Origin of the sequence: Paenalicyclobacillus macrosporangiidus (assembly GCF_900116805.1) — a bacterium.
Classification (GTDB): Bacteria; Bacillota; Bacilli; order Alicyclobacillales; family Alicyclobacillaceae; genus Alicyclobacillus_H; species Alicyclobacillus_H macrosporangiidus.
This window is the reverse complement of record NZ_FPBV01000023.1, coordinates 35,826-54,946: the sequence shown is the minus strand read 5'-3', so window position 1 is coordinate 54,946 and position 19,121 is coordinate 35,826. Positions and strand designations below refer to the sequence as shown.

The following is a 19,121-nucleotide window of genomic DNA, read 5'->3' as shown; positions in this document are numbered from 1 at the left end:
AAAAGCGCGGTACCGGACTGAGCGAAGCGAGGGAGGATAAGGAGCGCGACCCTTTGTGGCGGGGAGGAGCTGGCGATAGCCTTGATAAGGCGGAGCCGATCGGAAGCGCGAGCCAACCAATCCTAAGTTTCTCACCCTCACCTTGAATGCCTATAAAGCACGATATAAAGGCATTAGAAAGGCATTTACATTAGGCATGAAAATGATATACTGGAGGTACCACAATGTAGGGAGTGATCCATATGGCCCGGCGCACTGTCGATCTACCGGATGATTTGAGCGAGGAACTGGAACGGATGTCGAATGACTTGAGAATTTCGCAAGTAGGACTGTTGACAATTGCGGGTTATTCCTTGGTTGCGCGCTACAAAACGCACGGCCCGACGCTTTTTGAAACCTCGCAGTCCAATGTGGACGACCGTGTTACGTTGGTTGAAAGCGGTATTACAGAGGAAAACATCCAATACGTGAAAGACCACATTGAAGAGTTTGGCCGAATCACCTTAGTAAAGGTCTTTGGTGTAAAGGCAGTGCCTAAACAGTATCATGTACCGACTGTAGATGGGCAGCACACGTGGTACACAGACTATCGGTTGATTCTCGCCAATGATAAGGGCCGAGAATGGTGGTTCGCGGGATGTGCCTGTGGTTACGGTGGCGAAGGAGTGAGAGGGACACATCAAATATTGACGCTACTCAACATTCCTTTTCCGTTTGTACGGCTGGCCGAAGAGGATCGTATTATGTTTGAGCCGTACCAGGATCACACGATCAGAGTGGCGGTAAGCCGTTTGGGAAGTTCATTGGAGCGTCAGCCTATCGCACAGTATGAGCTCACTTTTGAAAGTGCAGGGGACCTCTACCGGTTCAAAGAGATCGCCGAAAATTTAGGCTATGTGAATGAACTTATTACGCCTGGTCGTGAGCATGACGACCGTTGGGCGTATATTCGAGACATCGAAATAGCGCGATACAGCGACGTTGACACTGGCGCACTGAAACGATGGTTCACGGAGAGCCTGGGATTTATCGTAAAGCATCGGCTGAGGGGCACTCTGAGAGTCATCAACGATTCCGATAGGCCATAGACAGGAACAGAAGTAAGGTCTCAGATTCGAGAGACACCAAAGCCCCAGGACTGGCCTGGGGCTACTTGTAATCGAATGAATAGGCTGCTGATGAAAACACTGTGTAGTGTACTGTGCAATACACAGTGCTATATTTATGGTTTCATTTGTCCGTTGCAATTCTATCTTGCTCCTCGAAATACGCACGTAGTAATCCGTTGATGAGCTTCGTGGGCCACCCGCGCGGCCGTCGTCTTGCCTCGGCCTCAAGCCGCTCCACCAGGTCGTTTTCAATGAGATACGTTCTCCTAGTGTGTGTTTCTTCGACACGTTGCTTTCCGACGTCTCCGGCAATCTCTCTCACGAAGTTCACGATCCCCTGACCGGGCTCTAGTGTTGCCTCCTGTGCAGAAGACTGTGCGATATTCTGTTCAGTGGTCTGTGTTTCATGCTGTGCAATATTTTGTGTTGAGGTGTTGGTCGCATCCCGAAGTGACGTATCTTCGAATGGAACGGGCGTAGTGCTGTCTTCGGTTAGGGTATGTTCAGACGTCTGTGTCATAAACTGTTCAGTATGCTGTGCAGAGTGTTGTGCATTACCTGGTGTTATATTCTGTGTAGTACTGAGAGTGGAATGTGGTTCACTCTTTCCTGTTGTATTCAGTGTACTACTCTCATCCGATTGGTCCTCAAACACCGGCATGGCCCGTGCCGCCAAGTTACGCTCCCGGATAGCTGCCCTAAGGTTGGTCTTACTGGACACGCCGCATTACCTCCTCAAACAAAGATTCATATTGGGCCAGGGCCTCCGCCATTTCTGGATTCGCTTCACCAAGACCATAAATGGGGAGCCGACCGGTGGCGGCCTTTCGACGGATGATAGTTTCGAAAACTAGATCAGGATACGTCTCTGCGATGAGTTCGTTGAATTCCTTGTTGTCCGAGCGGCGTATGTCATTGAGAGTCCTCACGATGCCGGCGACCTGCAGGTGAGGATTGAGTTTGCGAGCCACCTCGACGGAATCCATAAAGTTTGGGATTGCGGAAAAGCACCATTGCGAACACTCGAACATTACCACGACCCAGTCCGACGCCACGAGAGCCTGTACAGTGTGTTCAGACAGAGCAGGGGGGGTGTCGATGATAATGTAATCGTACTCGTCTTCGACCTCCCTTAAGAGATCTCGGAGTATCGTGTACACACGGTTAGAGTGGAATCCGTATTTCTGATACAAGAGACGCGGCAGTGTGGCTAGGAGATTATTTGCGGGCAGAATGTGTAGCTTGTCCGTGATCTTGTATATATACGGATGGATGTTTTCGTCTCGTATCGCCTCAAGAACGGAGCGGTCTGCAAACTCGTTGGCGCTTTGATTGGTCAGCAGCTCTGTGAGGTTGCCCTGAGAATCCATGTCGATCGCGAGTCCGCGGAAGTCGCGGGTTACAAGCTGATGAATGAAGATGCCGCTGGTGGTTGTTTTGGAACAACCGCCTTTCTGAATCCCGAAGGAAATTTTTGTCGCCACGGTCGCACCTCCTATTCAGTATTCTGTGTAGTGTTCTGCAGGATTCACTGTGAATGTAGCACAGAGGGGATATAGGTTACCAGAGAGCTTTTTTAACTAATTATCAGACCTGTTAACCTGTGGCATGTATCGTGTCGAATAGGCTGAGAGTCTAACAGAACCTCTAATTGCTGGTGGGGAAGTGAGGTGTCGCTGTAGCAGGAGCCATGGTTAAAAAGAAAAAGAAAGGTGGAGTATGAATCAATCAGGGTCGAAAAGATCAGGATTAAGTGTCATTGTAGCAGCCCCGAACTTTGCTGTAGTGGCAAGGGAAACAGGTAGGCGGAGGCAACCAAGAGATGCGCACCGGTGTCCAGGCATTGCGCTTGCTGAAAGGTGTACTGGCCACGAAACGTAATAAGTGAAGTCATGGTGATACAGGGAATGGTAGGACAGCCAGCCATGTATAAGTCTGGGATCGAAAAGAAGCGCTATGGGAAAAGGAAGACATGCTAAAGCCCACCGCTTGATTCAGCGGTGTTGACAGGGGATATGGAGGTCTGCGATTACGCGGCGTCCAGGTAGAAAGACAGGTCCAGCCGGCGGAGAAATGCGATAACGAAAGCAACAGGCTTGCGCACCGGTTCGCGAAGGTCCGCAATGCTGGTGACGAACTCGCGCGCTACGCGCCTTGCGAGCTCACCCTGGAGGCGCTTGAGCTTTATGTAATCCCACATCCGGGCGACAACCGCGTTCAGGTATGTGGGCACCGCAGGACGAAGGATTTCCTTCATCTCGCGTTTCAAAAGCCACTCATTGCGCTCAGAATCGCGCATGTGAGCGTCTTTTTCGTAGCGGAAGTGTAACACATCGCGGTTCTTGCCGGGGAAGGCCACAATGGCATCACGGAGGTATCCAAGGTACTTCCGGATACGCGACCGCCTGGAGCCGAGACGATAGGTTCGAGTGAGGGTGGCATATGTATAGTGTGGATCGGCATCTGGCACGCGGAGCTGGTTAAAAAGCTGTAAAGCAAAGTCGTAATACGCGGGCAATGCAGCCCGAACGTACCGCGCGAGTCCGTCGAGCGCAATGGACGGGATGTAGGTATATGATGCTTCGATGGCCCTGCATTCTGCGTATAGAGGGAGTGCTGCCTCGTTACCTTGGACTAGGAGCAATCCAGCCGATTGTAAGACATGGCACGCAGCGCGGACAGTATTAGGGGCCAAGTGGCTTACTTCTGCAAGGAGTGTCACAGAAAACGGAGCGGTGCCGGTGTCGTTGTCGAATCGTTCCAAGCAGTGAATGGTGGTGTAGATGTGCTTCGCGGATACCGGCAAGGCCTTCAAAGCCTCGATCTCGCGCACGTACATGCGCCCAAATCTCTTGGTGTAAGTCATGTCTTTGCGCGGAATACCTTTTTTGGGTTGACTTTAACCAAGCCCGCATGGTATCCTTTTTTTGCGAGTTTGTTTCGGATTTCCATGTGGGCGGCTGCTAAAGCCGTTCTTTTTTTTCGTCAACCGGTAGGTACCGCTCTACCCTCCTTTTGAGAGCTTCATCGAAGCAGTGTCGCGAACATGAAAGCGGGCGTCCCGTTGGTCACATATACCAAGGAATGCCCGCAGATTTTCTGGGTCAAGTAGGAGGAGTTCCGTATATTTTGTAGTATAATATACGTGAATCCTCGATGATCCAGGAATGAGGCGACATTCCTTGATCTATGGACCAGGGATTGCGGCCCTGGTCGTCAAACGCTCACCTTGGCAGGGGTGGGCGTTTAACTTTTGTGTTCGCGGCTAGGTTACCAGTTTCGACACATGATGGCGATCTCCTGCTCCCATCCCACAACACTGGCTTGTCGTTTCGTCCGTTCGGCCGACAGACCGTCGTGTTGCCGGCCAGGTCTTTGTTGGCCGGGTTTCAGACGAGCAGTTGCTCGTCATACCTTATCGAGTGTTGCCAGCGCGCGGGCTGGCACTTCTCGATTTGACGCCGCTGGGTCGGCGTGGCTTCTCGCAATCATAATTGCTTGATATAAGAATATAGAAAACTTGTTTGGATGGCAAGTCTGATAGCTTCAAGAGATTGGATGGGTATGGAAGGCCTCCGTTTATGCGGAGGCCTCAACAATGCTTACGAAAAAATGAGGATCGCTGGGGTCCACGAGAACTTCCACTTGAACCAAGTCATCGGGGTCACCGTGGTCACGGTGAGGAGGCCCGAGAAATTTTCTCCGGAACCAAGCTGGTATGACCAACTTCCCGTCGCGTACAGAGGGTATACCGTGATCTTTGCTGATCATGAGAGCAGAGGCATTGTAACGCGTACCGTTGATGACATACTCGGACACGTGGAGCATTCCCACATGGCCATTCTCCAGCCAGGACCGAATCTGCGCGACGGAGAAACGACCATATTCCGCGTCGTATCCTTCGTTCGTGATGTACCGGCCTTCGATGAACAGGTCTGAGCTGCGACGTTCGACTGTCATTGTGTAATTCCTCCCTTCGTGTTGGGCTCGTGCGCCCCCTAGGGGGGCTCCGCCCAAGGCGGAGGAATCGCCAGCTCAGGGGCCCCCACACAAAGGGGAAAAGCGCGGTACCGGACTGAGCGAAGCGAGGGAGGATAAGGAGCGCGACCCTTTGTGGCGGGGAGGAGCTGGCGATAGCCTTGATAAGGCGGAGCCGATCCGAAGCACGAGCCAACACAAAAAGGAGCCCCAGGATGTCCTGGGGCAACCTTTTTGCGGTTCCACCCCGATGGGTCTCCGGAGCGAGAGCAGGTGGCGGTGAGGTAGCGAAATCGAGTCCTAATCCAATGGCACTCCACCGACCGAAGGCCTGCAGATGAACTCAATGCTGGTTAGGATGAGGACCTCATGTTCGCACTTTGGGCAAGTGACAATTTGGTCCTCTGCCCAATCAGGGCTCCCGTCCACATCGCAGGGAGAATTAACCGAGCGACACCAGGGGCATTTCCAGTTATCGATCATCTTCGTTTGCTTAAGGGGTTTCTTGTATTTCGGCATATGAATTCCTCCGAGTTACCTCTTGCGCAGGAGAGGATTGTCTCGTGAGGCCTGAGCGGTCCCGGCAGAAAGCGTGGTGCGCCGCTTGAGCAACGGATTGTCCTCGGAAGCTCCTGCTTTGCGGCGCAGCAACGGGTTGGTAGTCGAGCTGAACGCAGGCAGATCGGAGACATCGAGATCGAGACGTTTGACCTGGCGCGATTCCACAACCTTGATCTGATCTTTGAATTGGAACACTCTTTCAGGTAGACCAAGGCCACTGACCACGGACAGCACGTGATTCTTGTGATTGGTGTAATAACCAAAGAAGCTGTCGGTGGCGTTCGGGAAGAGAGACTTTAAATGGGTGACGAAGTGCTGTTCGTATGTGGACGAGCGCACCTTAGATCCCTCTTCGTTGAGCGTGAAGCAAAGCGCGTAGTACTCGGCCTCTTCCAACCGGTACCCTGAGGAGAAGAATCCCTTTTGGATCGAGTTACGGATCGTTTGATAAACGCTGTCCTGGTCTAAGTCGCGCAGATTTGCGCTCCCGATGGCAAGGCAACCGCTCGAACAGAGGATCTTGAGCAGATCGGTGCGGTCGAAGTTACTCTGTCCGCTCTCAATGGTGATCGTGTTGAGGTCGTGAAGCGTCTTGGCCAGCAACAAGTTACTGTGATCACGCCAGTCACCGGGGCGATTCTCCGCGGCAAATTGGCGGAAGAAGCGGTCGTTGTCGACGATGAGGACGGCACCAATGCGCTTTTCGTTGATGGCGTCCTGGATGTACTTGAGCGCCCCCATGGCATTGGCCTTCTGAACAGCTCCATCGTCGTCACGAGGAATCGTGATAATGAGCCCAATGGGCTGCTCAAACAGCTCCGTACCGTGCTGTAGGAAGCCCTGGAGCGCCCCAGTACCAGTTCCGCCCCCAAGGCCTGCGACAACCCAAATAAAATCGCAATCCTTGGTGACCGTCTGCGCCGTCGCAACGAACTCCGGACCATTGTCGAGAAACGCATTGTACGCCAGCTCCGGAGTGCGCCCGGCACCAAAGCTGTTCCCTTTCAACTGAAGCCGAAAGCCGTCGGGGACGTTCGTGAGCCCTTCGAGGTCGTTGACGGCTGTGTTGACGGCCATACCCGTGTAGTGTTCGCTGAGGGGCAGTAGGACGTCAACCTGCCGACCACCGTACTGTCCAAAACCGATAAACCCGAACTTGAGCATCCTTAATTCCCCCTGTGCTCGCGAAGTTGTAGCATCCTTAACCCGTTTTCCGTGATCTCAACGTCTTTTGTCCGAGCGTCGGCGAAGCCGGCATTGACGCGGATGGCGTTGGCCCCTTGGAGCATCGCCACGTGGACACGAAAATGCTGCGGGCTGATTTTGATTCGGTCGGCGAGCTGCATCATCGTGAGTGTGACCGGCTTCGGATTGGCCACCTGTTCTCCCGTCTCGTCTACGAGACCAGCCAGGATCTCAAGAAGTGTCCAGGTGGGCAGCGTGAAATTTTGCATGAGCTCCAGCAGGATCTCGTCGGGGTAAAGACTGATCTTCTGCCCGTGCATCTATTGACCTCCCGTGTTGTAATCTGCCATCATGATACCACTATAAAAATTTATATACAAGTACATTATGATAACCATATTTATTTTCTTGTTGTATGAGAGCAAACGATAGGCCACGCTGAACGTGGCCCTATGGTTTAATGGCTGTTGATGTAAGCCTCTATACTGTGGAAGATGTCCTCGACGCCGTAGGCCCAGTGAGGGTCCTCGGCGTATATACCCCAAGGGTTGAGTGGGTCGTTCAGCCACTGGATGGCATCCTCGTTCTGAGGCGGAGGATTGAGGAGTTTATGATAGATGGTATTCGCCGCGATCATCGCCGAGTCTGCGAGAGTGGTGTTGTATTCCTGCCAGGAGTGGTAGACATTGAAAGGATTGTTTCGTATCTGCTGCGCATTGGGCCAGTTAGCAGGCACGAAACTCTCCTCCTGGCCGGTGATGGCGATGAGAAGTGCCGGGTTAATATCGTATGCCTGGGCAGCAGCCTCAATGGTCTGGATGTCTTGCAAAGTAAAAATGGAGCCGCGTTGGTGAACGTAGTCGTAAAGTTTTTCGGGCGGAATGGGTGTATAACGCAGCTCCGGTACGGAGATGTCTCCGATTGGGCCGGCGGGCATATCTGCTCCTCGAAGAATCTCTTCTAGGGATATGGCCATCTCGTAGTCATCGTGGGTGTATCCGGCTTGAGTCATCACGTCGAGGAGACTGAGAATGATAGTCTCGGTGTCATATTCCGCCTTACCATCGGACCCAGTTACACGGACACGTTTCTGTTTGATGAAGCGCCGAGCGGCATTCTCGATGTCAGTGTCGGTGATATTTTCGAAGTCATTTTGTCGAACAAAGTACTCGAACATATAAACATCCATCCAGTTGATTTGCGTGGACACCTTTGCCGTGATGTCCTGGAATCGTTGAATGACGTCAGGCGATCCGGACGGCATGAGTGCCGTAAATGCCCCAGCAAATAGGATGATGGGAAGACCGACCGCAAGAATGGCGGCGGGCAGGAGGTGTCGGGTCAATGGTCACGCCTCCTGTTCGATCCCGTAAAGTGCGTGGTACCGCTCGGGGTCGTACTGACGCAGCTCCAGCGGCGTCATAAAGGTGCGAATTTCTGCGTGTTGGCCGCCCACGATGAGAATGCCTTGACCACGCGTAGCTTCGGGGTCCTTTCCACCGGCGAGAAGCTTTTTTTCCCGTTCGGACAACGTCTCGAATTCAGCGATCTTCTCGATCTCCTGCTTGTTCATGCGCAGCAAGAGCTTGACTTGCGAGTTTGTGATGATGGCTTGGCCAGGCGGCTCCGGCAGGTCTTTGGACGTCCGAAGAAAGTCGCCCACATTTTGAGTGGCCCCAGTGAGATAAACCCCGTACTTACGCCCACGCTTGACCATCTTGTAGATGAAGTCGAGGCTTTGAGGATTACGGGGGTCCGCGAGGACGTGCTCTTCGTCGATGATCATGTTCTTGGGCACCTTCGGATACCGCTTCATAAACTCCCACATGTCGTGAACCAACAGGTGCATGAGGGGACGGAGTGCCGGTGTGTCCGTATCGTACAGATCGCGGATGTCCAGGCGCGTATATGGGTAGATGACTTCCTGCACGACGGACTGAGAGCCACGGGTCACGGTGCGTTGGTAGGTGTAGCTCCAGTTGGTCGGGCCGTCAAACATGCGGGCATACACACCGTCACCGTGATACGGGTCGAGAGCCAGGAGCAACCTGTCAGTTTGAGGCATGTCGCGCAAATAGGTCACGAGATCCGACATCGTCGGAAAGGCTTCTGGATCGTCAGGGATGGTGGTCGAGTCAAATGTGAGACCTTTCTGCTGATACGCCTGGATCATAGCCTTTTGGAGCGCTGCCTCGTCGATGGCGTTCATCTCCGGATGAATCCAGCGGAAAAAGGTCAGCAGATGGCCGATCTTGAGGCGGAGGTAATCTCCAGCGGTCGTGGGTGTGACCGTCGTCCGCTCATCTGTGTCCACCACGGCAGAGCGAATGTGGAAGGGATTTACGGTGTTTTTGTGGTTAAGCCCAAAGTAGATGTGATTTCCGGGTATCGTCGCGCGTTCGCGCTCGACGTCCATATCAATGACGTGCTCATTTTGGTCCAAGTGCCGGAGGACTTTGTAAAACAAAAAATAGGATTTGCCTGAGCCTGTAACCCCGAGAACGATCATGTGGGGATAGACCTCGCGTACACCTTTCCCGAGGATCACCAGGTCGTGAGACTGGCTGTTTTCACCGAGGACGAAACCGTCATTGGCAGCGAGGGTGGAGGAGTTGTATGGTTGCATACTGGCCAGGCTTTCAGCAGGAAGATTGTAGTAGATCACTTTCTCCAGATCACCTTTGTAACAGAGCGGCAGCGTGTACCAAAGTGGTTGCTGCGCCCAGCGCAGTAGAGGGCGGGAAGCCATCTGCTTGGAGCTGATGCGGGTACGCAGGCTCTTCTCGGCGTGCTGTAGCTCCTCGAGGGAATTGGCCCGGATAGTGAGAACGGTGGTAACCTGGAACAGCGCCTCATTTTCATTGGTGAGGAGCTCCAGGATGTACTCCGCATCGGCCTCTTGTCGTTCGAGCTTCTTTTGCTGCAACGCGTCGCGTTTATTGGTTGACTTCGCAAAGCGAATGGTGCGGATGGACTTGTTAAAGGCCTGCAGAATCTTTTCCTTGTCCGTCGCGGCCAATGTGATGCTAATGTCCACGTCGATGGGAAGTTGCGAAACAGGCGCAAGCCACCCTGCCCGCGACTGTTTGGTCGGGTACGAAATGATCGTGAAGCTCTTGCAGTAGGTCTCATCAAGAATGTAATACCGTGGGCTGCTCTTCGTATCGAAGAGGGCGGGATATATGTCAGGTAGCTCCATGTTGGGTTTTGGCGGCTCGACCAAGGATGTATTGGGATTCAGCTTCTGGTACCAGAGGGCGAGGAGCTGTTGCTTGGTGAGCCGTCGGGTGGTGATGGACTCGTTCTTGAGAATGTCGTTGATCTGTTTACACAGGTCGGCGAGTTCCGCCAAAGCAGGTGCCTCTTTCTCGAACTGACTCTGGATTACCAGGTAAAACTTGAGAACCTTTTCGTTTTGCACAGATCGGCCCCGGATGTAGTCGATCATGGATTGGATGCGCTCGAACTGAGCGGCGTCGGCCGCGTCGTCAAGGAAAGTCTGAAGATAGGAGATGTAGTCATCGAGGTTCAGGCGCTCACTGGAGACGAGCATTTGAATGCGTTCGGGAGCTGCATTTAAGGCCTCTCGAAGTGCCTGAACAACCCGGTCTGCCTCCTCGTCCTCCAAAAGGGCCATATTGACGGGCGTGACCGACATGCAAGCACAGAAGCGTCCATCTTTCCGCTTGAAGTAGTCTGCCCCCACCTCGGCCACAGGAAAAACTTCAGCAAACGACGATTGCTTGTTACTGGCGGCGGCCTTGGATTTTTTGAAGAACAGCATTCGGATCACTCCTCCAACGTAGCATGGTGGCGTGTTTTCTGTGGTAGCGGACTTGTCGTAGAGCTGAGAGCAGCGTTTCATCTGATAGGGCGATCCAGGTTAGAAAGACGACGAGCGCAGCGATTGCAAATTTCTTGGCCAGCCACCCGAGTTGGTGTGTACCAAGGAACACGAAGAGGATGGCCAGAATGACGACGAGAGAAAAGATGATCCAGCCCGTGACATCCAGGCGCCAAAGCGTGAGTTTGGTGCGGATGTTTTTGGGGATTCGGTACACAGTCGTAGGTTTTGGGTTAGACACCGAGTTTCACTCCCTTCGCGGCAGTTTGAATGATCGACCCGACAGCCCGGAGACCTGTTTGGTTACCGGCGGAGATAATTCCGCGGAGGGTACGAGGGCCAGCAATGGCAAAAATGAGGAATCCAATAATCATGAGAATCTTGAGCGCTGCTTCGATGGGTAGACCGTTGGCACGATCCATGAAGTCGGGATGTGCGAGGACGGTCAATGCCATGACACAGCCGAAGTACTGAACGATCTGCGATAGAGTTGTAGCGACTGTTTCCCGGAGCCAGAGGTTCCAGGAGTTACTGAAACTCGCCTTGCTCAGTGCGAGAATGGGGCCAACGAGGGCCAAGAAGTATAGCTCTGCCCAGCGCAGGCCAGCCTGAACGCCGATGATGAGTACTGCGAGCAGGATAATGGCAGTGACAAGAAGGCCGCTCCAGGGCCCGATTTCGGGCGCTATCCGGAGCAGGACAGCGCTGACGCCAGACGTACCAATGGCGAGGCCTGAACTGAGGTCGACGGTTAAGTTTGGTGTGCTGCCAATGGTCGCGTTGACGATATCGATGAGTTCCAACGTGATGGGTATTAGAACATCCGTGATGAGCATTGGACTGAGCCAAATAAGCACAGCAGCTATGAGTGTGTTTTTTAGGATCACAAGAGGCGAGACGGCGCTGTCCCCAAGCTCTTCTAACTGGTTGAGGAACAGTTCCTTCACCAAGACGAATGCGAGAGCAAGCGAACAAAGGTACTGTATCCACGCGATAATCGCGTCAAAGCCAGGTAAAGCGTTCATTTGGATGGGATTGACGAGTAATTCATTCAAAATGCTCATGATGAATTTCAAGAGGTCGTTGATGACGTTATCAAGGAAGGTCGTGATCATGTTGGTAAACTGCTGGGCTAACCATGACATAGACGAACCTCCTAAATGTAACGGGATGCCTTGGGCTGTGGTTGTGGCTGTGACTCAGCGACGATAACTGGCTCCGTTTGCTGATCTTCGTCCGGACCATTCTCTTCGGTTGCCGTGCTCTCCGTGCTCTCGAAGTTGGCGGCAGGAGGGTGCGCATCGGCGGATACGTTGGACTCCAGACCGTAAGAGGGCAGGTCATCGAGCGAAGCATGCGGGCAGATTTCGTACTCCCAGTAGCGGTATTGCAATTTGTTGAGGAGTACGGGCGGCCGGCCGCTCTGGATTACTACGCTGAATCGGCGGTCAAGGGCCATGAGTTCGGCGGGCTGGAGCAGTCGTCGCCCGGTGAATTGATTTGTGGCCTGGGCTGTGTCGACGAGGATGGTGCGGCTTGCCCTTTTGCTTTGCGTCTCAATGGTGGTATCACCGAGAATTTTGCTCACGAGTTCGGCGGTTGGCATGTCACCGCAGGCCAGAATGATCTTTGTGTCGCAAGCACCCATGATCGCGTCGGCGTAGTCGGTGCCGTACTTGAGTTTTAACTGGGGATAGGAATGCCAGATCATCATTGGATAAATCTTGCGGCTACGCATCGTCGTGAGTTTGACGTCAAAGTCTGCAATCTTGCCAATGTTGCCCATCTCGTCCATGAGGCAAACAACAGGATTTGGGAGTGAGCCCCGATTCTGACGCGCTCGTTCGTAGAGGGCCGTAAACAGTACGGTCCAAAAAACACTGATGATCGGCGCGTACGTCTTTTGAGAGTCACTGATCCAGACGTACAGAATGGTCTTTTCATCAGCGATGCGGCTTAGATCAAAGTCTGTTGCAGAAGTCTGCGCTTGGACGTTGCTCAGCGTGAAGAGATTGAGTTTTTCGCTCAGGGTGCCCACGACGCTGGCCATCATGGCTTCGGCTTTGGCACCTCCGAGAATGCCTTGGATGAGCAGCATAGGCGCGCCGTGTACACCGTTCTTTTTGAAGAGATGTAGAAGTTTGTCAGGATTGTTGGCAACGAGAGCAAGCATATTGTAAACGTCCGTGAGAGTCCCCTTCTCCCGAAACACTTGATGGACGTACCCGATCAAGGCCGTCATGAGCTCCTGAGCCTTGCCCTCCCAGATATCACGTTGATCACCCTCGTTTCGAGTGGCGGAGAGGTACATCGAAGCGAGTTCTGCATACTGTTCTTCGGCGTAGATGTAATGGAGAAGATTTTGCCGGTGGCCGTACTTAAACCACAGGTAGTCAAGGACAAGGACGTTGTAACCGCGTTGGCGGGCATATTCGGCTGTGAGCTCGTACAGCTCGCCCTTCGGGTCGGTCACCACCATGGACAGACCTAGCTGAGCCAGATGAAAGATGTTGGGCAGGATGAAACCTGTGGTCTTCTGGCTTCCAGGCGGTCCGAAGATGATGTACTGCTGATTAAGTTGCGACGCAAACGGATGCACGCTATAGGTGGCAATCCGCGGATTGTGGAAGGCCTCATCCGGTAGCGGCCGGTAGACGGCCTTGTCGTAGTCTCCCAAAAGGATGCCCTTGTTATCCCGATGGTAGAGAGCCCTGGTCTCATGTTTCTCCTGCCAGTGGGCGGTACCGTGACTGGCATATCCGTGGCGCTGCTTGTACTTTTTGCGTGTATCGCTGTAAGAGCGGTAGAGACGAATGGACTGCCACAGGACGAACACGCCCGTTGCGAGGAGGGCAAGGTTGGTCCACTCCTGCGGGTGTGTAAAGGCCCAGAGGAGATACGTTCCATGTTCGGCATGGGTTTTTATCTGGACCAGGTCGGCGGTGGTGAGGTGCCTCAAGTGCAAGACCGCCTCCTGGAACGCTCCTGCAAGAGTTGTGAGTCCGGCAAAGATGACGAAGGTTAAAGAAGCAATGGCTCCAATGCGTAGCCAGAGAGTCCGGTCTTGCACGTTGAGGCCTCCTTTCGTTTACATGCCGTAGGCGTTGCGCACGTACGCGACGATAGCATTGCCGAGGATGCCAATGATGAGGCCACCGATGGAGCGTCCGAGCATCTTCTTGCCTTGTTTCATGTCGGCCTCGTCGTCGGCACCACTGATCTTGAGGCCGGCCCGGATGATGAAACCGACCGCACCGGCCGTAAAAAGGATGAGAAACCATTGGACGCCCTGACCAATGAGGTCTTGAGTTGTGGTAATCCCCTGGTCTAGGCTCGTTGGGGCAGCCATAGCGACACTGGCGGGAAAAGTGGCCGTGGTGATGATCGCGGACGCGATGCGCTTGATGGACTTCATAGAGATCCTCCTTGTTATAAAATATTGTATACAAGTTATAAATACCATATAGGGCAAGAGACGTGCCATTATTCGATGGATGGACTGACTATGAACCGGAATTCGACTTGGTGAATCGAATCGCTCCTTTCTCGTCGAGTTGCAAGCCTGCGGCGAATGTCGTACCGTCCTTCTTTTTGAATCCTTTAATGTTGGGAATGGACTTGCGGTCGAGCAGCCGTCGAATCTGGGCATCGGTAAGATTGACGCCGGCGACCGTGCGAAAGAGGACCCAGTCGCAACGGTTGCAGCCGCAGATCTTGGGCGTTTTGGAGTACACGATGCCATCTGTGCACATGGGACAGCTCCCGAGGCTGCGCTCTTCGACGGTGGGGAACGCGATGGATACGCGCTGACCGTCGAGGACGAGTTTTGCCTGATACGTCCGCCTGCCGTCTTTTGTTTTGAAGGTTAGGATGGTCGTGTGGCCGTGAGTTACGAGGTCCTGGATGTCTTTCGGTTTGAGGGAGTATCCGTTGTAGACCTTGGGAATCTTGAACGAACAGTCCGTGTTGGCACAGGCGTAGAGCCGGCCCTTGTCAACGATGTCGGCGTGAGCATCGCAAAAGGGGCAGGCGACGCCGACCTTTGGCAGCTTGAGGAAGCTAGAATCGGCTTTTTTGCAAAAAGAGACGTTGCGTTGCACGAGCTCGAAGACATCTTTGAGGTACGTATCGACTGCATCAGGGTTCGTGAAGTCGTTAAGGAGTTGCTCCATCCTGGCGCGCTGGACAGCATTCCGGAGCTCGGGAGCCACGGTAGCAATGACTGCTCGTCCAAGCGGCGTGGAAATGAGAGATTTTTTCTTCTTCTGAAGATAGCCGCGACGTAACAACAAGTCGATGATGGCAGCTTGAGTGGCGGGTGTCCCCAGGCGACCGCCAACTGCCTTCATGGCCTGTCGGAGTTCTTCGTCTTGGATGGTGTTGGCGATGTTCGCCATGGCTTTGAGGAGGGTTGCCTCGGTGTAGCGCTTGGGCGGCTCGATGGTTTTGTGCAATAGCTTCGGACGGTCGACGAACTTGAGCACTTGGCCCTGGCGCAACTTAAAAAGGGCTTCGTGCACCTGGTTATCCTCCTCATCCTGGGATGGGGCATGTCCAAGCTGGCGCCATCCAGGCTCGGTTTGGACGCGCCCTGTTGCTTCGAACTGGGGAGCGTCGAGGGTGTTCACGACCTTGAGAGTGACCTTGATCTTCTGGTCCATGCCCGGCAGACCGAAGGCCTGAAAGAAGCGGATGAGAACCAGGTTATAGATCTTCTTCTCGCTTTCGGAAGCGGTCTCCGGAAGCGGCTTCAACGGCAGCAAGGCGTGATGATCAGTGAGCTTGGCGTTGTTGACGTTTCGTTCGGTAAAATGCAATTCGCCGTACTGAAAGCCGTAATGTTGGGCGAGTTGCTGTGCGAGGGTGTTCACCATCGTCAGCATGGAGTCGCCGATGACCTCAGAGTCGGTGCGGGGATAGCTCAAGTAGTGCTCGTCGTACAATTTCTGTGCAATTTTCAGAGTGGCGGACGCTGAAAACCCGAATTTACGATTGGCGTCCACCTGCAGGGTGGTGAGACTGTAGAGCAGTGGCGGCGCGACGGTGGTAGACGTGGTTTCGATGGATTCGACTCGCGCTGTCTGACACTGGAGAAAGTATTCCAGCCATTCTTGGGCCTCCTTTTCATCGAGGCTGTACGGGTGGTCAGGATATTTTGGAGCTAGCGGCTTGTAGCGGGCAGTGAAGCCTGGAAAATAGACCTCGATTTCGGCGTACGGGATGGACGGGAAGTTTTCAATGGCGTCGTCTACGCCAACGACAAGGGCGAGTGTGGGTGTTTGGACGGGGCCGACGCTGTAGAGCGTGCCGGCCATGGCCGAGTAAGCGACGGTGAGGTTCATTCCGACGTACCAGTCCGCTTGTTGGCGGGCGTACGCGGCTTTTCGGCGCGGCTCCCAAAAGTCTGGTCCCTTGAGATTTTGGAGGCCTCTGAGCACCACCGGGCGGGACAGGGACTCGGACTCCCAAAAGCGCAGGACGGGCTTGTCGCAACCAGCGTACTGATATACCTCCCAAAATAGGAGCTCTCCTTCCCGCCCGGGATCGCAAGCATTGATGACCGTGTCGATCGCGGGATCGAGTAGATGTTTGGTAACGGTTTTGAGTAATGCCTGGTCCGTGACCTTGTACATGGACTTGTGGGCAAGATCAGGGAAGACGGGCAAGTGGTCGAGGATCGAACGGTCCCATTTTCCTTGGAAGACTTCGTAGAGCTCCTGAAGACCTTTGAGTGCCAAAAGGTGTCCACGGAGATGTACGATCCTGTACTCATGGCATTCGTAGGCCTGGGTGTCTTTGTTGAACCGAGCCCCGAGAGCAGTGGCGAAATCCTGTGCGGCACTGGGTTTCTCAGCGACGATTAGGCGCATTATCATCCCCCCGAAGAAGTTCAGCGACGGCGTGCAGGGTGTTGCGGGTGTGCCGGTGTGTGAGATCAGCCATGGCCCGTTGGAGTGAATAAATACGCCACATCAGGACAGCGAGTATTGGAATTGGGGCGAGGAGCAGGATAACCAAGGCGAGTTGCATGAGGATCCCTCCATCGGGCTCCAGTTTGTGCAAATAGTATACCTCTATATATGATGTATGACAAGTTTTATTAACTTGTTTTCATGTGATGGGCGACAATACATGATATAAATGTGGTGATGACGAGGGCAGAATAGATGTATAGAGATGCACCCCGCAAGACAGGGGTAAGGAGATAAAGGGTTTTCAATACGGGGTGTGGAACAAGATGGATATGACACGGGAGATCGGACGAGCGGAGGTAATGCGGTGGAGCGGGATTTGCATGAAACGGAACTGACGAATCGAATAAAGGCATCTGGCATCATAGAGCGGCTGAGGGAGGCGATGGATAGGGAGGACCGCGATGCGGTCGAGGCCATTGTACGCGAACTGGTGCACTTCATGGAAAGTGAGGAGGAGGAATACGAGAAACGGACGTTTGAGATCCGCAAGAGTCTGCACAAGCGGATGAAACAGTACTGTGCGCGACACGGATATACACAGAAGACGTTCATCAACGTGGCGATTGAGGCATTTCTGGATTTAGAAAACGATTGACACTCCGCACGGCTAAAGCCGTGGGATTCTTGGAAGCACTCCTGCAACCAGGAGTTCTGCCGAGAGGCCCCAAGCTATCCCCGTGTGTCCCACGGTTGAGTCCGCTCAGGCGGACAAAAGACGCAATCCTTCGTGGAGAATGTTTCTTGCGGCGTTAATATCCCGATCGTGTATTTCGCCGCACATTGGGCACGCCCATTTCCGGACAGACAAGTCTTTTGTCTCAGTGTTACGGTGTCCGCAATTGGAGCAAAGTTGGCTGGAAGGGAAGATAGGCGACACGAACACCACCTGCCGACCATACCATTTCGCTTTGTACTCCAGTTGCCTCCGTAATTCCGACCAACTGGCGTCGGCAATACTTTTAGCCAGGCGGTGATTCTGCTGCATGTTCCGCACACGCAAATCCTCCAAGCACATCACTTGGTTCTCGCGAATCAGCATGGTGGACAACTTGTGCAGGAAGTCAAGTCTCGCGTTTCGAACCTTCTCATGAAGCCGGGCCACTTTCAGCCGGGCCTTCTCCCGGTTCTTCCCGCCCGGCTTCCGACGGGAAAGAATCCGCTGCCATCGTTTCAGTTTCTCTTCGAGTTTCCGGAGGTGTCTAGGATTTGCGATCCTCTCTCCAGTGCTGAGAACGGCGAAATCCAACAGTCCAAGGTCAATGCCAACAGCATTTGTCCTTGGCTTCAGAGGCTGAATCTTCGTGTCCACCAACACAGAGACGAAGAATTTGCCTGACGGAGCAATTCGCACTGTAGCAGAGAGAATGCGTCCCTGTACTTCGCAGGATTTAGCAAACTTCACCCATCCCACTTTCGGGATCCGAATCCGGTTGCCTGCAATGCGGATGGTCGCTTTGTCATCCTCTCTGCCATTGCGTTTGGACGTATAGGACTGCTTCGGGTGCTTCTTGCTCTTGAAGCGTGGGTAGCCTTTCTTCTCCCGGAAGAACCGCCGGAAGGCATCTTCCAGTTCTTCCACGGCTCGTTGCAGGGCAGTAGAGTCCACTTCCTGAAGCCAAGGGTACTGCCGTTTCAATTCAGGCAATTCCCGCATACAGGCGTACTGGTTCAGGGTAGTACCGTCCCGTTCATAGACTTCTTTCCGGCGAGCGAGGAAATGGTTGAACACGAACCGGCAACACCCGATCGTGCGTCGAATTTGCCGCTCCTGCTCTTTGTTTGGATAGAGGCGAAAGGAAAAGGCTTTGTGCATGTTGCTCACCCGCGCTTCTTCTGGGCTTCGACATATCGGCGAATCGTATCACTGGACACTTGGCCGGATTTCAGACGAGCAGCTGCTCGCCATACCTTGCCGAGTGCCGCTTCCGCACAGGGCAGCACTTCGTCGGCTTTGCGCCGCTGGGTCTGCGCGAGGAGATCGGTCATTGTTCAATTCCAAGTTGCACGAGACCGAGGCGGTAACAGGCCTTCTCCGCTGCCGCAACAGGGATATTGCTAAGCTGCGCCAGGGCCTCGACGGTGATCCCAGCTCGATCCTTGAGGACCTCGAGGATAAAGTAGATCGCAAACGCGTCGGGTCCTGCCGTGGTGAGCACCTCATACGCCTGTTCGGTGTCGATCAGTGCCGTACTTGTGAAGCGGTCCATGTCCATCCCCCTGTCCGTTCACAAAATGAAAACCGGCTTCCCAGCGCAAGCCGAGAAACCGGTAGTACATACCGAAGACAGGGGTTGTACATGTACCCAAAGGACAGGTACAATATTCCCAAGTCTCTCTCAGCCTGTATCTGAGAGAGGCACGCGCCTCTGTTGGTGTTCCCGCACCAGCAGGGGCTTTTTATGTGCCGAGCCGATTCATTTGTTGGGAACATTCTATCACAAACCGGAGAATCATGGCAATAGATTGGGC

The 19,121-nt window shown here is 53.7% G+C and carries 17 protein-coding genes; 2 read left to right on the top strand and 15 right to left on the bottom strand.

Going from position 1 to position 19,121, the window contains the following annotated elements; translation table 11 throughout:
* Window positions 1-242 precede the first annotated feature (242 nt).
* Window positions 243-1,088 carry a hypothetical protein gene (locus tag BM357_RS15725; RefSeq protein ID WP_139234758.1) on the top strand — a complete coding sequence of 282 codons (846 nt, stop codon included), beginning with the start codon at window positions 243-245 and terminating at the stop codon, window positions 1,086-1,088.
* A gap of 142 nt (window positions 1,089-1,230) precedes the next feature.
* Here the strand turns inward: BM357_RS15725 and BM357_RS19480 are convergent, their stop codons facing one another.
* The 13 genes from BM357_RS19480 to BM357_RS15665 all read right to left on the bottom strand — a co-directional run bounded on the left by BM357_RS19480 (window position 1,231) and on the right by BM357_RS15665 (window position 16,547).
* The gene (locus BM357_RS19480; RefSeq protein WP_139234757.1) at window positions 1,231-1,830 is read right to left on the bottom strand and encodes a hypothetical protein; all 600 of its coding nucleotides are present in this window, start codon (window positions 1,828-1,830) and stop codon (window positions 1,231-1,233) included.
* Window positions 1,820-2,593, bottom strand: coding sequence for a ParA family protein (locus tag BM357_RS15715; protein WP_074955637.1), 774 nt, complete (start codon window positions 2,591-2,593; stop codon window positions 1,820-1,822). The genes BM357_RS19480 and BM357_RS15715 overlap by 11 nt, the downstream gene beginning before the upstream one ends.
* A gap of 545 nt (window positions 2,594-3,138) precedes the next feature.
* Window positions 3,139-3,948, bottom strand: coding sequence for a hypothetical protein (locus BM357_RS15710; RefSeq protein WP_074955633.1), 810 nt, complete (start codon window positions 3,946-3,948; stop codon window positions 3,139-3,141).
* Window positions 3,949-4,688: 740 nt separating this feature from the next.
* Window positions 4,689-5,069, bottom strand: coding sequence for a hypothetical protein (locus BM357_RS15705; protein WP_074955630.1), 381 nt, complete (start codon window positions 5,067-5,069; stop codon window positions 4,689-4,691).
* Between the two features lie 552 nt (window positions 5,070-5,621).
* Window positions 5,622-6,812: an FtsZ/tubulin family protein gene (locus BM357_RS15700; protein ID WP_074955627.1), complete on the bottom strand. Its 1,191-nt coding sequence runs from the start codon at window positions 6,810-6,812 to the stop codon at window positions 5,622-5,624.
* A 2-nt stretch (window positions 6,813-6,814) separates the two neighbouring features.
* Window positions 6,815-7,153, bottom strand: coding sequence for a hypothetical protein (locus tag BM357_RS15695; RefSeq protein ID WP_074955624.1), 339 nt, complete (start codon window positions 7,151-7,153; stop codon window positions 6,815-6,817).
* A gap of 137 nt (window positions 7,154-7,290) precedes the next feature.
* Complete coding sequence (locus BM357_RS15690; RefSeq protein WP_074955621.1) at window positions 7,291-8,178, bottom strand: glucosaminidase domain-containing protein; 888 nt, start codon at window positions 8,176-8,178, stop codon at window positions 7,291-7,293.
* A 3-nt stretch (window positions 8,179-8,181) separates the two neighbouring features.
* The gene (locus BM357_RS15685) at window positions 8,182-10,617 is read right to left on the bottom strand and encodes a TraC family protein (protein WP_074955618.1); all 2,436 of its coding nucleotides are present in this window, start codon (window positions 10,615-10,617) and stop codon (window positions 8,182-8,184) included.
* Window positions 10,580-10,918, bottom strand: coding sequence for a hypothetical protein (locus BM357_RS19955; protein ID WP_175511558.1), 339 nt, complete (start codon window positions 10,916-10,918; stop codon window positions 10,580-10,582). The genes BM357_RS15685 and BM357_RS19955 overlap by 38 nt, the downstream gene beginning before the upstream one ends.
* Window positions 10,911-11,822 (bottom strand): conjugal transfer protein TrbL family protein, encoded by a 912-nt coding sequence (locus BM357_RS15680; protein ID WP_074955615.1) that lies wholly within the window; start codon window positions 11,820-11,822, stop codon window positions 10,911-10,913. Before BM357_RS15680 ends, BM357_RS19955 begins: the two co-directional genes overlap by 8 nt.
* A gap of 11 nt (window positions 11,823-11,833) precedes the next feature.
* On the bottom strand, window positions 11,834-13,747 hold the full coding sequence (locus BM357_RS15675; protein WP_074955612.1) for a VirD4-like conjugal transfer protein, CD1115 family: 1,914 nt from the start codon (window positions 13,745-13,747) through the stop codon (window positions 11,834-11,836).
* Window positions 13,748-13,765: 18 nt separating this feature from the next.
* Window positions 13,766-14,092, bottom strand: a complete 327-nt coding sequence (locus BM357_RS15670; protein WP_074955610.1) for a hypothetical protein — start codon at window positions 14,090-14,092, stop codon at window positions 13,766-13,768.
* An 88-nt stretch (window positions 14,093-14,180) separates the two neighbouring features.
* A complete protein-coding gene (locus BM357_RS15665) occupies window positions 14,181-16,547 on the bottom strand; it encodes a type IA DNA topoisomerase (RefSeq protein WP_074955607.1) in 2,367 nt (788 codons plus the stop codon).
* A gap of 409 nt (window positions 16,548-16,956) precedes the next feature.
* On the opposite strand from BM357_RS15665, the gene BM357_RS15655 reads away from it, so the two are divergent.
* The gene (locus BM357_RS15655) at window positions 16,957-17,247 is read left to right on the top strand and encodes a hypothetical protein (RefSeq protein WP_074955601.1); all 291 of its coding nucleotides are present in this window, start codon (window positions 16,957-16,959) and stop codon (window positions 17,245-17,247) included.
* Between the two features lie 105 nt (window positions 17,248-17,352).
* Here the strand turns inward: BM357_RS15655 and tnpB are convergent, their stop codons facing one another.
* Together tnpB and BM357_RS15645 are read right to left on the bottom strand one after the other, a co-directional pair.
* Complete coding sequence (tnpB, locus tag BM357_RS15650; protein WP_074955650.1) at window positions 17,353-18,465, bottom strand: IS200/IS605 family element RNA-guided endonuclease TnpB; 1,113 nt, start codon at window positions 18,463-18,465, stop codon at window positions 17,353-17,355.
* A 169-nt stretch (window positions 18,466-18,634) separates the two neighbouring features.
* Window positions 18,635-18,859 (bottom strand): hypothetical protein, encoded by a 225-nt coding sequence (locus BM357_RS15645; RefSeq protein WP_074955598.1) that lies wholly within the window; start codon window positions 18,857-18,859, stop codon window positions 18,635-18,637.
* Between the last annotated feature and the right edge of the window lie 262 nt (window positions 18,860-19,121).